Annotated in this window: 12 protein-coding genes and 1 pseudogene; 11 read left to right on the forward strand and 2 right to left on the reverse strand. The window is 42.7% G+C overall.

Annotated elements, in window-relative coordinates:
* Window positions 1–9 precede the first annotated feature (9 nt).
* Entirely contained in the window at window positions 10–1,077 is a 1,068-nt protein-coding gene (gene glpQ / locus J6836_RS14085) for a glycerophosphodiester phosphodiesterase (RefSeq protein ID WP_219244637.1), read from the forward strand.
* A gap of 73 nt (window positions 1,078–1,150) precedes the next feature.
* On the opposite strand, the gene epmA is transcribed toward glpQ, so the two are convergent.
* The gene (gene epmA, locus J6836_RS14090; RefSeq protein ID WP_219244638.1) at window positions 1,151–2,128 is read right to left on the reverse strand and encodes an elongation factor P--(R)-beta-lysine ligase; all 978 of its coding nucleotides are present in this window, start codon (window positions 2,126–2,128) and stop codon (window positions 1,151–1,153) included.
* 834 nt (window positions 2,129–2,962) lie between these two features.
* Between epmA and frdA the strand changes: the two genes are divergently transcribed.
* The 5 genes from frdA to J6836_RS14115 all read left to right on the forward strand — a co-directional run bounded on the left by frdA (window position 2,963) and on the right by J6836_RS14115 (window position 6,997).
* Complete coding sequence (gene frdA / locus J6836_RS14095; RefSeq protein ID WP_219244639.1) at window positions 2,963–4,759, forward strand: fumarate reductase (quinol) flavoprotein subunit; 1,797 nt, start codon at window positions 2,963–2,965, stop codon at window positions 4,757–4,759.
* Window positions 4,752–5,486: a succinate dehydrogenase/fumarate reductase iron-sulfur subunit gene (locus J6836_RS14100; RefSeq protein ID WP_210840142.1), complete on the forward strand. Its 735-nt coding sequence runs from the start codon at window positions 4,752–4,754 to the stop codon at window positions 5,484–5,486. Before frdA ends, J6836_RS14100 begins: the two co-directional genes overlap by 8 nt.
* Before the next feature lie 14 nt (window positions 5,487–5,500).
* The gene (gene frdC / locus J6836_RS14105) at window positions 5,501–5,896 is read left to right on the forward strand and encodes a fumarate reductase subunit FrdC (RefSeq protein WP_004258617.1); all 396 of its coding nucleotides are present in this window, start codon (window positions 5,501–5,503) and stop codon (window positions 5,894–5,896) included.
* Window positions 5,897–5,911: 15 nt separating this feature from the next.
* Entirely contained in the window at window positions 5,912–6,265 is a 354-nt protein-coding gene (frdD, locus tag J6836_RS14110) for a fumarate reductase subunit FrdD (RefSeq protein WP_206083482.1), read from the forward strand.
* A gap of 333 nt (window positions 6,266–6,598) precedes the next feature.
* A complete protein-coding gene (locus tag J6836_RS14115; protein ID WP_219244640.1) occupies window positions 6,599–6,997 on the forward strand; it encodes a hypothetical protein in 399 nt (132 codons plus the stop codon).
* 50 nt (window positions 6,998–7,047) lie between these two features.
* Here the strand turns inward: J6836_RS14115 and tetR are convergent, their stop codons facing one another.
* Window positions 7,048–7,647, reverse strand: coding sequence for a tetracycline resistance transcriptional repressor TetR (gene tetR / locus J6836_RS14120; RefSeq protein WP_219244641.1), 600 nt, complete (start codon window positions 7,645–7,647; stop codon window positions 7,048–7,050).
* A gap of 81 nt (window positions 7,648–7,728) precedes the next feature.
* Here tetR and tet point away from each other — a divergent pair.
* The 5 genes and pseudogenes from tet (at window position 7,729) to J6836_RS14145 (ending at window position 14,247) form a co-directional block, all read left to right on the forward strand.
* A pseudogene (gene tet, locus J6836_RS14125) lies at window positions 7,729–8,930 on the forward strand (Tet(A)/Tet(B)/Tet(C) family tetracycline efflux MFS transporter).
* 79 nt (window positions 8,931–9,009) lie between these two features.
* Window positions 9,010–9,591, forward strand: coding sequence for a TetR/AcrR family transcriptional regulator (locus J6836_RS14130; protein ID WP_219244642.1), 582 nt, complete (start codon window positions 9,010–9,012; stop codon window positions 9,589–9,591).
* A 246-nt stretch (window positions 9,592–9,837) separates the two neighbouring features.
* Window positions 9,838–11,979, forward strand: a complete 2,142-nt coding sequence (locus J6836_RS14135; protein ID WP_219244643.1) for a TonB-dependent siderophore receptor — start codon at window positions 9,838–9,840, stop codon at window positions 11,977–11,979.
* A gap of 19 nt (window positions 11,980–11,998) precedes the next feature.
* The gene (locus tag J6836_RS14140) at window positions 11,999–13,132 is read left to right on the forward strand and encodes an ABC transporter substrate-binding protein (protein WP_219244644.1); all 1,134 of its coding nucleotides are present in this window, start codon (window positions 11,999–12,001) and stop codon (window positions 13,130–13,132) included.
* 11 nt (window positions 13,133–13,143) lie between these two features.
* A complete protein-coding gene (locus tag J6836_RS14145) occupies window positions 13,144–14,247 on the forward strand; it encodes a hypothetical protein (RefSeq protein WP_219244645.1) in 1,104 nt (367 codons plus the stop codon).
* Window positions 14,248–14,282 lie beyond the last annotated feature (35 nt).

The following is a 14,282-nucleotide window of genomic DNA, read 5'->3' on the forward strand; positions in this document are numbered from 1 at the left end:
GATATAATCATGAACTTTCCATTAAAAACGTTGGTGGCAAGTATGGTTTTAGTGATGTCAGTGTCCGCAGCTGCGCAAGCGACAAACAAAGTGGTCATTGCCCATCGTGGTGCAAGTGGTTACTTACCTGAACACACCTTACCAGCTAAAGCGATGGCTTATGCACAAGGTGCCGATTTTCTAGAGCAAGATTTGGTAATGACGAAAGATAATGAGCTGGTTGTGCTACATGACCATTATCTTGACCGTGTGACGGATGTCGCTGAGCGTTTCCCTGACAGAGCGCGTAAAGATGGCCGTTATTATGCAATTGACTTCACATTACCTGAAATCAAGTCTCTGAAATTCACAGAAGGGTTCGATATTGTTGATGGTAAACATGTACAAAGCTATCCGAATCGATTCCCAATGGGTAAATCAGACTTTCGTGTTCATACCTTCCAAGAAGAGATTGAATTTGTTCAAGGTTTAAATAAATCCACTGGGAAAAATATTGGTATTTACCCTGAAATCAAAGCCCCTTGGTTCCATCACCAAGAAGGCAAAGATATCACTAAAAAAACGCTGGAAGTGCTGAAACAGTACGGCTATGTTGAAAAAGATTCCAACGTTTATCTACAATGTTTCGATGCGAACGAACTAAAACGCATTAAAAATACATTGATGCCAGAAATGGGTATGAACCTGAAACTCATCCAGTTAATCGCTTATACCGATTGGAATGAAACCGAAGAGCAAAAACCCGATGGGACTTGGGTCAATTACAATTACGATTGGATGATGAAACCGGGTGCAATGAAAGAAATTGCCACCTATGCGGATGGTATTGGCCCTGATTATCATATGCTAATCAGTGAAGAATCCACGCCAACCAATATCAAAGTCAATGGCATGGTAAAAGAAGCCCACGAAAACAACATGGCGGTTCACCCATTCACCATTCGTGTCGATAAACTACCTAAATACGCAAAAGATGGGCAACAGCTTTATGACATCATCTACAACCAAGCGGATGTGGATGGCGCATTTACTGATTTCCCAGATTTAGGCGTACAGTTCTTACAAAATCAAAAATAATTTTTTTGTCTTGTAGAAACAATAATGCAGCCATTTGGCTGCATTATATAACGAGCTTTAAGCTTGATAACCGTTATGCAATCGTGACAGGAAAAGCAATCACATCACTGATCCTTTCTGCATTTAACTTAATCATAATCAAACGATCGACCCCGACAGCAACACCTGAGCAATCTGGCAAGCCATGTTCTAATGCCGCCAATAAGTGCTCATCAATCGGCTGAACCGATAGCCCCATTGCTTTACGCTTACGGTTATCTTGCTCAAAACGTTGGCGCTGTTCTCTGGCGTCCGTCAATTCATGGAAACCATTCGCCAGCTCCATTCCTTTATAGTAAACCTCAAAACGTTCTGCGACACGATGGTCTTCGGTACTAATCACCGCTAAAGATGCCTGAGTGGCAGGAAAATGATACACAACCACTGGTTTTTCTTTACCAATATGCGGCTCAACCCCCATAGTAAATAGCAGCTGTAAGAGCGTATCTTTATCTTCTTCGTGATCCGCAATATTGCTTAAATCAAGGCGGGCAGCGACTTCTCGCAGCTCACTTTTTTCTGCGGATAACGGGTCAATATCTAAATGACGTAAAAAAGCTTGTTGGTAGGAAAGTAACTCCGCACTTTCGCATTCCAACACTTGTTGTAATAAGTCATCGACTTCATTAATTAAGCGATACATATCAAAGTGTGGGCGATACCATTCCAGCATCGTAAATTCTGGGTTGTGGTGTCTACCAGCTTCTTCATTACGAAAGCTTTTACCCAGTTGATATATCGGCCCACTGCCAGCCGCAAGTAAACGTTTCATATGATATTCAGGACTGGTCATCAGGTAAAGATTGATGCCTTGCGCAGCACCTGGGCCAACAAAACGTGTTTCAAATGGCACAAGATGGAAATCAGTCACAGTAGCCTGACTCATTGCGGGGGTTTCGACCTCTAGTACACAGCGATCAGTAAAAAAACGTCTGATTTCCGCAATAATTTTTGCGCGCTGTAACAGGTTAGCGATGGGGGCGGTTGGCTGCCAATTCGCTATATCACTCATTAAGATGACTCCAAAATAAACATAGTCGTGCAGTGTACCCACCTGTCGAACAACGCACAATGCATTCCTATGCGTAAAAGCACATTTATCTGGTGCAAAACACCACTAGGAAATAATCCGTGTTCTTCGTACTAAAGGTGAGTAAAGATGGCATGATTATCCTCGGCTTTACTCGATTAAGCAAACCTTTGCGAATAACGGTTTTTTACATCTCAAATAAGTAGGAAGGATCATGCTGATGCCCTGAATCCTAGACGATAGAAAACATGATTATTTCTTATATTATGTGACAAAGCTGTTAATAGAAAAGTGGAACAATTCTCTTTCTCAAAGATTAAAAGAACACAAATTAAAAAATAAAGAAATGTGCTTATATAAATAGTGAAGCAAGTCGCAATTTAATATTCAATATGAATTAAAATCTTCACAGCAAATATCAGTATTATTCTCTTAGCGCTAATAAAACCCGACCAATTTACTCGGTTTTTAATCCTATTTTTTTATGTAAAAATAATGATAATTATTTGAAATTCCTTTTTATTCACTCTTAACACACTAAAAAAATGCCAATTGTAAAAACATTTTATAAAAAGATGACGCACCTCACACTTTGTGGGTAAATTCACCCAAAACCCCCCTCTATATCAAATTTATCTCTGGGACTATTCGTTATAATTCACAGCATGATAAGTCATTATTAGCTATTATATTATTTACTATTAAAAAAGAGAGATTTGACAATTTGACATTAGATTGAATTGAAAATGACCTAGCTAATTATCAAAAGTATTTAAAAGAATTTATCAATTTACACTTGAACAATGGAGAAGCGCAGTGCAAACCTTCAATGCCGATTTAGCGATTATCGGGGCCGGGGGCGCAGGCTTACGTGCAGCGATTGCTGCCGCTGAAGCAAATCCCAATATCAAGATTGCTCTGGTCTCAAAAGTATACCCAATGCGTAGCCACACCGTGGCAGCAGAGGGCGGATCAGCCGCAGTTACTCAGGCTCATGACTCCTATGACTATCATTTTAATGATACTGTCGCGGGTGGGGACTGGCTGTGTGAGCAAGACGTCGTCGATTATTTCGTCGAACATTGCCCAACAGAAATGACCCAACTCGAATTATGGGGTTGCCCGTGGAGCCGTAAACCAGATGGTTCAGTTAACGTTCGCCGCTTTGGTGGGATGAAAATTGAGCGTACATGGTTTGCTGCCGATAAAACCGGCTTCCACATGCTCCATACACTCTTCCAGACATCATTAAAATACCCTCAAATTCAACGTTTTGATGAGCATTTTGTTCTCGATATCATTGTTGATGAAGGTCAAGCTCGTGGACTCGTTGCACTCAACATGATGGAAGGTACGAAAGTTCAGATTCGTGCAAACTCTATCGTGATGGCAACGGGTGGTGCAGGCCGTGTTTATCGTTACAACACCAATGGTGGTATTGTTACGGGTGATGGTATGGGTATGGCGTTCCGCCATGGCGTGCCTCTGCGTGATATGGAATTTGTGCAATATCACCCAACTGGGTTACCAGGTTCAGGTATCTTAATGACTGAAGGTTGCCGTGGTGAAGGTGGTATTCTGGTTAACAAAGATGGCTACCGTTACCTGCAAGATTACGGAATGGGCCCTGAAACACCACTGGGCAAACCAGAAAACAAATACATGGAACTTGGTCCTCGCGACAAAGTTTCCCAAGCATTCTGGCACGAATGGCGTGCAGGTCGCACCATCAGCACACACCGTGGTGATGTTGTGTATCTGGATCTTCGCCACCTTGGTGCAGAAAAACTCCATGAGCGTTTACCGTTCATTTGTGAACTGGCAAAAGCTTACGTGGGTGTTGACCCAGTAACAGACCCAATTCCTGTTCGTCCAACCGCTCACTATACTATGGGTGGTATCGAAACAGATCAACGCACTGAAACGCGCATTAAAGGCCTGTTTGCTGTGGGTGAGTGTTCTTCTGTTGGCTTACACGGTGCAAACCGTTTAGGTTCTAACTCACTGGCAGAACTGGTGGTATTTGGTCGTTTAGCGGGTGAAGAAGCGGCACGCCATGCGGCTGAAGCAACCCCTGCAAATGCCAGCGCCATTGAAGCACGTACACGCGATATCGAAAATGACCTGCAAAAACTCATGAACCAAAAAGGGAAAGAGAGCTGGTCGAAAATTCGCGATGAAATGGGTATTTCAATGGAAGAAGGTTGCGGTATCTACCGTACACCTGAATTAATGCAAAAAACCGTTGATAAGATTGCCGAACTGAAAGAGCGCTTCAAACACGTCGAAATTACCGACCATAGTAGCGTCTTTAACACTGACCTACTGTACACCATTGAATTAGGCTTTGGTCTAGATGTGGCGGAATGTATGGCTCACTCTGCAATCAATCGTAAAGAATCACGTGGTGCCCACCAACGTCTCGACGAAGGTTGTACTGAACGTGATGATGTGAATTTCCTTAAACATACTTTGGCATTCTATAACCCAGAGGGCTCCCCTCGTTTAGAATACAGTGACGTGAAAATCACGAAATCTCAGCCAGCTAAACGTGTTTACGGTGCCGAAGCTGAAGCTCAAGATAAGGCGAAGAAGGAGCAAGCTAATGGATGATATGAAACACCTAAAAATGGAGATCATGCGTTACAATCCGGAAACGGATAGTGAGCCCCATTTGGTGACGTATGATGTCCCTTACGACGAGCAAACTTCTTTGTTAGATGCGTTAGGCTATATCAAAGATAACCTCGCTCCAGACCTATCTTACCGTTGGTCTTGTCGTATGGCGATTTGTGGTTCTTGCGGCATGATGGTTGATAAAGTGCCTAAACTGGCGTGTAAAACATTCCTGCGTGAATACCCGCAAGGTATGAAAATTGAGCCATTAGGTAACTTCCCAATCGAACGTGACCTTGTTGTTGATATGACTCACTTTATTGAGCGTTTAGAAGCCATTAAACCGTACATCATCGGTAATGATCGTAAACCTTCTGAAGGCCCGAATAAGCAAACGCCTGCACAGATGGCCAAATACCATCAGTTCTCAGGCTGTATCAACTGTGGTCTGTGCTATGCAGCTTGCCCACAATTTGGACTGAACCCAGAGTTCATCGGCCCAGCCGCTATCACATTGGCAGAGCGCTACAATTTAGATAACCGAGACCATGGTGCGAAAGAACGCATGACCTTATTAAACGGGGACAATGGTGTCTGGAGCTGTACGTTTGTAGGCTACTGTTCTGAAGTCTGTCCTAAGCATGTCGACCCTGCTGGTGCTATTCAGCAAGGGAAAGTTGCCAGCGCGCAAGACTTTGTTATCGCCATGCTGAAGCCACGATAAGGAGAATTGAAGTCATGACTACGAAACGTAAACCCTATGTCAGAGAAATGAAGGGCGACTGGTGGCAAAAGCTGGGTTTTTACCGCTTTTACATCATGCGTGAAAGTACCTCCGTCCTTCAGGTCTGGTTCAGTATTTTAGTCCTGTATGGGGTATTTGCGCTGAAAAGCGGTCCAGAATCATGGGCTGGTTTTGTTGGGTTCTTAAGCAACCCAATCATTCTTATCATTAACATCATTACACTGGCTGCGACATTGCTGCACACCACGACGTGGTTCAACCTTGCACCAAAAGCCGTCAGTATTATTGTGAAAGATAAGAAAATGTCTGATGAGCCTATCGTTAAAGGCTTCTGGGCTCTCACGATTGTTGTTACGGCGGCAATCTTAGCAATCGCATTGTTATTTTAATCTAAGGAGAATCTGATGAATCTAACGCCTAAACGTTCCGATGAGCCGATTTTCTGGGGATTATTTGGTGCAGGTGGTATGTGGAGCGCCGTGATTGGCCCTGCAATCATCATTCTATTAGGAATTTTAATTCCACTGGGTGTTGCACCAGAAATGCTGAGCTATGAGCGCATCATGGCATTTAGCCAAAGCTTTATCGGCCGTGTTTTCTTATTACTGATGATTATCCTGCCAGTTTGGTGTGGTATGCACCGTATCCACCACACACTGCACGATTTTAAAATCCATGTCCCAGCGACAAAATGGGTTTTCTATGGCGGATCTGCAATCATTAGTGTTATTGCCCTGATTGGTGTATTTACCTTGTAATCACGCAATAATCTAAAAACGAATCAATACCCCATACGTGAAAACGATGGGGTATTTTTTTATGGCTAGAAAATTAAGTTTTAATTATGGAATTTAATGGAAAATAACCCTTAAACTACGCAAAAATAGATATTACCTGTTCTAAAATAGTGTTTATTTTAATTCAGACTAACCTTAGTTGTTATAAAAAATCGGCTTGTTATGATAAGTGAAGGATAATAAAAATTTAATTTATCCAGTTTAAATCAATAGGTTAAATTAATTATATTTACTTAAACAAGTTAGAGACTAACCCTCTCTATTTTTATATCACTCATGGTAAGAGAAAATAAAATGAAATTTAAAGGATTGTTTATTTCGCTGTTTCTTTCTGGAGTCATAATATTACCCGCCCATGCCAATTCATTTTTCACGGGAAATGAAAGTGCTAATGAAATGCCAACTGAAAAAGATTTCTATAATGAATGTGTCAGCACAAACACCTACAGTTATTTGCCCATGGCAGGGGAAGCACAATCTTCAGTAGATAAAAAACGGGCAAAACAACAAGCCGCTGTTGAGAAAAAATGTAAGTGTGTTGCACCGCTTGAGTATAAATTGTTCTATGAGTTAGTGGGTAATGACCCTGAAGCATTCGCAAAAAGAATGCAAGCAGACCAACAATTGGCGATGCAAACGGCACAAAAAGCAGTCGATAGAAAACGCCAAATAGATAAACAATGTGCTAAATAACTTTCCACCGTTTAAGGTATGGCTTTGCGCTTATTTGCCATACTTTAAATTTAAGCTTTAAGCCCTTGAATTAACGCGTCTAAACCAAATAAAAAAGCCTCGGTTCCATCATCATTATCCATGATTTGAAGAGCCGATTTTAATAACGGAGGCATTGCATTCTCATCCGTCGTTTCGCGTTCACTCAGGGCAGCGCTATGCTCCTGCTGTTCAAGCACACTTCCCAATGTAAAGTGCCCTACTGCACTGATCGCATATAAGCCATTTTTTAATGAAAAACCGTTATCCACCATAAACTGCAGCTGCGTTTCCACCGTGGAATATTGCTCCGCGCTAGGCCGAGTCCCTAAGTGTACTTTCGCACCATCACGATAGCTCAATAGCGCTCGACGGAAGCTTAATGCATTATTTCGCAAAAATGCCTGCCATGTTTCACCCGCTTTCGGCAATGGATGGTCATGGTGCTGTTTTAGCATTTCAACAGACAATTCATCCAACAAAGCCCGTTTATTTTTTACATGCCAATACAGTGTTGGCTGTTCTACGCCTAGCTTTTGAGCTAGCTTTCGCGTTGTTACCCCTTCCATACCAACTTCATTTAGTAAGTCTAAAGCGGCTGTAATAATGGTCTCTTTATTTAATCGCGCCATGGTTGTCCCCTTATTTTCTGATTGACACTCTATCACTGATAGGGATACATTCCAACTCTATCAGTGATAGAGAAAATGAAAATGAATAAATTCGCAATTACTGCTCTAACCATTACCGCCCTCGATGCCATGGGAATTGGGTTGATCATGCCTGTACTGCCTGCATTATTGCGGGAATATGTGTCTGCTGAGAATTTAGCCAATCATTACGGCATCCTACTGGCGCTATACGCCATCATGCAGGTTTTTTTCGCTCCTATATTAGGGAAACTGTCAGATAAACTGGGGCGTCGCCCAATATTACTACTCTCTCTCGCAGGTGCCGCTGTTGATTACACCTTGCTTGCCCTCTCAAGCACATTGTGGATGTTATATTTAGGGCGGCTAATTTCAGGAATTACGGGTGCAACAGGCGCAGTCGCAGCCTCCGTAATTGCGGATAATACCCCACCTCATGAGCGTACTAAGTGGTTTGGGCGGCTAGGTGCCGCTTTTGGTGTTGGCCTAATCGCAGGCCCCACAATTGGCGGGTTTGCAGGTGAATATTCCCCCCATTTGCCGTTTATCATTGCCGCCATCTTAAATACAGGGGCTTTTATCGGTACCTTTTTGATATTCAAGGATAAAAAAGCTCAAATAGAACAAGAAGATACCCATAGATCTCAGGTCATATCCTTCTCATTTATACAAGTCATAAAGCCAATTACATTGCTAATATTCGTCTTTTTTATGGCGCAATTAATAGGCCAAATCCCCGCGACAACTTGGGTATTATTTACCGAAAATCGCTTTCAATGGAGCAGCATGGAAGTTGGGTTATCGTTGGCTGGGCTTGGTGTGATGCATGCGTTATTTCAAGCTTTCGTTGCAGGGGCAATAACGAAAAAATTTAGCGAAAAAACAACGATTTTACTGGGCTTTATGGTAGACGGCTACGCATTTTGATTTTATCACTGCTCACCCAAGGCTGGATGATTTACCCAACACTAATCCTGCTTGCCGGGGGCAGCATCGCCCTTCCTGCACTGCAAGGGTTAATGTCTACACAAGTGAACCAAGAAAACCAAGGTAAACTGCAAGGTATTCTTGTCAGTTTAACCAATGCCACAGGTGTTGTTGGCCCACTACTATTCAGCTTTATTTATGGCCAAACATTATCGTTTTGGGATGGCTGGGTGTGGTTAATTGGGGCGTTAATGTATTTATTTTTGATCTTCGCTTATTTGCGTTTTCAGCAAAAATTAACCACTAAAACCAAGCAGGCCATACTTTCAATGGACTAACTTTTAACACATCGCCTTTCAATGCTATGATGCACTATTCCTACTGTTTTTTAGAACAAGACATTAAGAGACAAACCCGATGACACTACCACCTAAAAAGCCAAGAACAAAACCCGCTGAAGAACGGCTTGATGACCTGATGAATGCAGCGGAAAAACTCTTTCTTTCTAAAGGGTTTGTCAACACAACTGTCAGTGAAATTGTGCGCTCTGCGGATGTGGCAAAAGGGACATTTTACCACTACTTCCAGTCAAAAAATGACATAATGGAAGCCTTACGCACTCGCTATATGGATTGGTATTTAGGAAATATTGATGACGCGCTAGCCCTGCAAAAAAGTGCGACGCAAAAACTCCAGTCTTGGTGCGAAAACAGTGTCAAATATTACGTTGAAAAACAACAGGTTCATGACATGCTGTTTCATGATGAATATCACGGGCGCAGTAATGACCATGAAACGCGCGCAGTCCTGCAAATCAAAGCGATTTTAGCCCTTGGCGAAAAAAATCAAGAATGGTCAGCCCTTCCTCCAGACCTTCTTGCCACCATGATTTACCACTCTATGCATGCCGCCGTGGACAACCTCGCCAATAGCCATGAATATACTCAAAAAAATTTAGGCGAAATTTTGTATAAGCGATTTAGCCAACTGATTAAATAAAAAATACAGCGAGTGAATCGCCCAAGCGAGCTCTCGTTGTTTTAATCTCATACACAAACAAAAACCATTCCGAGCACGGCTAGATTTATTATTGAATATCAATGAAATAAATAGCTTCTCATTTATCACATAAATTAATTTACGCACATTAAATGCAAATGATTATTAATTAGATTGACTGATGGTCGGTCGCCGATCTATGCTAGCGCCATAAAATTTCTCTTTTACTTTATTGGCTAAAATTGCATGCATAACTTCACTCATCGAACCTACACGCTTTCCACATTAAGTTTATTGGCCTGCGCCCTAATTTGCTCAAATACTGCAAATGCGAAACCTAAAACAGACGTCTTGGTCGTCACCGCCGCAGAAAACCAAGATCAGGAACCTACTGGCTATGCCAATAAAACTCAATCTACTGCCACAAAAAGCTCAGCCACCTTATTGGAAACACCGCAATTTGTTTCGGTGATTAAACGCGAGCAAATGGATACTCTGCCTTCTGAATCAATCAGCCAAGCCTTACGCTACAGCGCAGGTGTAACCAGCGAAAAATTTGGCGCCTTTGGTGGCGGTATCGATTTTTCAAAAATTCGTGGTTTCGATGCCGATTACTACTTGGATGGGTTACGGGTTATCGGCAACAGTGGAATTTGGGGGCCACAAGTTGATTCATGGACACTCAATAGTATCGAAGCCGTTCATGGGCCGTCATCTGCACTGTATGGGCAAGGAGGGGCTGGGGGGGTTATCAATATGCAATCACGCCGCCCAAGTGCCAATGAATCACATCAAATTCAGTTCCAAAAAGGCAATTTTGATAACAATGCCGTCAAATTTGATACCACTGGCACCATGAATGACGATGAAACATTGCTATATCGAATGAATGGATTAGCGCTGTCAACGGATTCGCAAGTGAATTCCTCGAAGCAATCTCGCTACTTGCTCGCTCCTTCCATCACATGGCAACCTAATGAAAAACTCAATTGGACAGTATTAAGTCAATATCAACATGATCCACACATTGGCCACTATAATACCTTGCCCGCTCAAGCAATTGGCTTGCTACCGAACCCAAATGGAAAGCTGGATTTCACTCAAAACTACAGTGACCCCAAACATGAAAAATCCACACGTACACAGTGGTCAGTGACCTCATTAGTTGACTACCAAGTCAGCTCGTCCGTCACACTGAAACAAAATATGCGCTACTCTGATGTAGATACCCACATTAAACGAGACTTCACACGCGGCTTCTTAGCGGGAGATCGGTTACTCACTGCGGTTTACCAAGATTCACCAAGTAAATCAAAAACCTTTGTTGCTGATAACCAACTGGTTTATAAAGTTAAAACTAGCGATATTCGCCACGAGTTACTCACTGGGTTTGATTTTCAAACTGGAAAACTGGATAAAGACTGGTGGGGCTCGCAAACCGTCAGTTTCGATCCATGGGTGAAACCTCATCACCCTGAATTTAAACCTTACCCCGTTTCCCGCACATCAACAACCCAACGTTTTAATCGCTATGGGGTTTATCTACAAGACCAACTTAGTTGGCAGCAATGGGATTTGATCCTGAGTGGGCGCTATGATTGGTCTTATTTAGATACTGATAATAACCTCTCTCACACAACGCAAAAAAATGACACTTCCGCTTGGAGCCAACGCGTTGGGCTAACCTATGCTTTTGAAAATGGCTTTTCGCCATGGATCAGTTTCTCCGATAGCTTTGACCCCGTTTTAGGGACGGATGCGGATGGAAAATCCTTTATCCCAACTGAATCAAAACAAGCCGAAATGGGGCTTAAATACCAATCGGATAACCTAATGGCAAGCGTAGCCGCATATGAATTAGAACAAAAAAATGTCACCACCCATAACCCGCTAAACCCAGATTACTATAATCAAACGGGGAAAATTCGCTCCCGTGGAGTTCATTTTGAAAGCCGTATGGCGTTAACACCGTCAGTGAATATCATGGTGAACTATGCCTTTACTGACAATAAAATCACCGAAAGCCAAGACCTTTCAGTCTTAAATAAATACCCTGTTCAAGTCCCTAAACACAGCGGCTCCGCATGGGTTGACTACCGTTTTCACTCCCCTTACCTCGAAGGCGCTTTAGTCGGCGTTGGCGTGCGTTATCTAGGCGAAACATGGGGTGACAACACCAATACATTTAAAGTACCAGCAGTCTGGCTTGGCGATATCAGCGCAAGGTACCAAATGGATGCATTAATCCCTGAACTCACTGGTATGGAACTGGGTTTAACTGTCAGTAATGTCACCAATAAATCCTACGTTGCGAGCTGCACCAGTTCCACCTATTGCAGTATTGGCACGAATAGAACGTTACTTGCCACACTTAATTACTACTTTTAATTCAACAGGTAAGCAACTTATGGAAAGTGCTAAAAGGAATTTGATTAAGGCGGGGTTAGCAATGGCGACATTAAGTGTAATACCTTTCCCTGTTGTCGCAGCCGCAATGCCCAAGGTGACAGACATCCTTGGACGCACTATTGCTTACCCAGAAAATGCACAGAGAATTTATTTGGCTGACCCATCACTGGTTTTTCTCTTTGCCGCATTGGGAATGACCAAGTTTGTGGAAAAACTTGTCGCTGTTCCCAGTAACTTTCGTACTGCTGATTTGCGTAGCTACCAACAATACTGTACGGCTTTTCCTAAGATTGAACAATTACCCCACCTCCCCGCGATTGGCGGGGCGCAGGCTAATTTGGAAACGATTTTAGAGCTCAAGCCAAACATTATTTTTACGACAACAGGCACATTTGCAGGTTTACAAGCCAATGGGCTTCTCACACTTTTACTGCGCGCTAATATTCCTGTTATTGCCCTCGATATGAGTGTTGACCCACTCACTAATACGCCGAAAAGCATTGCGATTATGGGGGAAGTCTTTGGTTTACAAGAAAGGGCTAATCGCATCAATCGATTTATTAAAACACAGCTAGATAATGTAAAAACTCGCCTCGCTAATGCAAATCCTATAAGACCAAAAGTACTCCTTGAGCGTGCTGCGGGCTTTACGGAAGAGTGTTGCTTAGCCTACGGAAACGGAAATTTTGGCCAGTTTCTCTCGTTTGCAGGTGGAGAGAATATTGCTAACCAATACATTCATGGAACATATGGCGTTCTAAACCAAGAGACGATTATTCACACCCAAGCTCAAATGGTGATTGTTACAGGTACCGATTGGAGTGGCTATAACCCGAAAGGTAATTGGGTAGGATTAGGCCCTGGAGCGGATTTACTGCTAGCGAAACAAAGGCTTAAAATTTTAATGCAGCGTAATGCCTTTAAAACATTGCATGCAGTCAAACAGCAGCATGTCCATGCTATTTGGCACACTTTTTACGACAGCCCATTTGGCTTTATCGCCGCTCTAAAATTTGCGACTTGGTTGCACCCTAGCATATTCCCTGATCTGGATGTTAATACGGTTTTCAAAGATTTTACTGAACAGTTCTTACCCATCAAGTGGCAAGAAGGCTACTGGGTTTCCCTTTAAAACAGAGGCTTATGATGACCACAATTTATTCCCCTGACCCACTACGAACCCAAGTTGAAAAACAAAGCCATGGGCAACGAACCATTATTTACAGCCCTAAAGGGCAGCCTAACTATGTCTTTATCGTACCCCAGTTTGATTTACAAGAAATTAGCTCCTCTCTAGGCACTGGTATCCATCCTGCTTTTATTATTAATGAGCGCCCTATTGATGCCTTTTTCTACGCCTGTTACAGCGCAAGTTTGCGAGATGGTGAATTAATTAGCCAACCCAATCAGCCACCCGCATGCAATTTAAATTTAGCGCAATTTCAATCATTAGCGCAGCAATCAGGTAAAGGCTGTCATATCAGTACTAACGCCGAGTGGAGCGCCATCTCAGCCTTAGCTAATCAGTATAATAACCTTATTCATGGTAATACGGATTACGGCCGTAATTATTTTAACCATGATGAATTTATTCCACGAATTGACGGGCTAGCGACTGGCGATTTGCAAGGCACACCAACAACCCCAACCAATGCACAATGGGAAAGCTGGTACCATAATCACCAACTTTCAGGGATAAGCGATTTAGTTGGTAACCTTTGGGAGTGGCAAACAGGGGTTCGCCTAGTTGCTGGCGAAATTCAAATCATAAAAAATAGTGATGCCGCTATTCATCTTGATGACGCATTGTTAGATTGGCGAGCTATTGATATGAGCAGTGGTGAGTTAATCCCCCCTAATAGCCCATCAAGTGCAAAATATGATTCACCAATAGCCAAACTTGATGGCAATGCTGGCACCCCAATAATCTCGGCACAAATCCATCATTTTAATGGTGACCCAACGGATTCAGGCTACCCGCAGGGCCTGTTGGACAGTCCTTTTCGATTGGTTGGAACGACCGAAGGTGAACAAATTCCGACTTTATTGAAGATATTGGGTCTCGCACCCTACAAAGTTAAACAATCAGATGATCAAATCTACCTGCGTAACTATGGTGAACGTGCTTTAATGCGCGGTGGTGCATGGTATTCACAACATAGCGCAGGCATTGATGCATTTTGCCTTAGCCATACTCGATTGCATAAAAGTACCACTGTCGGTGCCCGAACAGCATGGGTTTTGTAGTGGTCTTGTTATTCTAAAAAATAATGCTCATCCCC

Source organism: Providencia sp. R33, assembly GCF_019343475.1.
Taxonomy (GTDB): Bacteria; Pseudomonadota; Gammaproteobacteria; order Enterobacterales; family Enterobacteriaceae; genus Providencia.

Bases quoted from the DNA above. Each gene is read 5' to 3' on its own strand.
- J6836_RS14130 (WP_219244642.1), top strand. From the start codon at position 9,010: ATGACACTACCACCTAAAAAGCCAAGAACAAAACCCGCTGAAGAACGG.
- epmA (WP_219244638.1), bottom strand. From the start codon at position 2,128: ATGAGTGATATAGCGAATTGGCAGCCAACCGCCCCCATCGCTAACCTG.
- frdC (WP_004258617.1), top strand. From the start codon at position 5,501: ATGACTACGAAACGTAAACCCTATGTCAGAGAAATGAAGGGCGACTGG.
- J6836_RS14135 (WP_219244643.1), top strand. From the start codon at position 9,838: ATGCATAACTTCACTCATCGAACCTACACGCTTTCCACATTAAGTTTA.
- J6836_RS14140 (WP_219244644.1), top strand. From the start codon at position 11,999: ATGGAAAGTGCTAAAAGGAATTTGATTAAGGCGGGGTTAGCAATGGCG.
- tetR (WP_219244641.1), bottom strand. From the start codon at position 7,647: ATGGCGCGATTAAATAAAGAGACCATTATTACAGCCGCTTTAGACTTA.
- glpQ (WP_219244637.1), top strand. From the start codon at position 10: ATGAACTTTCCATTAAAAACGTTGGTGGCAAGTATGGTTTTAGTGATG.
- J6836_RS14145 (WP_219244645.1), top strand. From the start codon at position 13,144: ATGATGACCACAATTTATTCCCCTGACCCACTACGAACCCAAGTTGAA.
- frdD (WP_206083482.1), top strand. From the start codon at position 5,912: ATGAATCTAACGCCTAAACGTTCCGATGAGCCGATTTTCTGGGGATTA.
- J6836_RS14115 (WP_219244640.1), top strand. From the start codon at position 6,599: ATGAAATTTAAAGGATTGTTTATTTCGCTGTTTCTTTCTGGAGTCATA.
- J6836_RS14100 (WP_210840142.1), top strand. From the start codon at position 4,752: ATGGATGATATGAAACACCTAAAAATGGAGATCATGCGTTACAATCCG.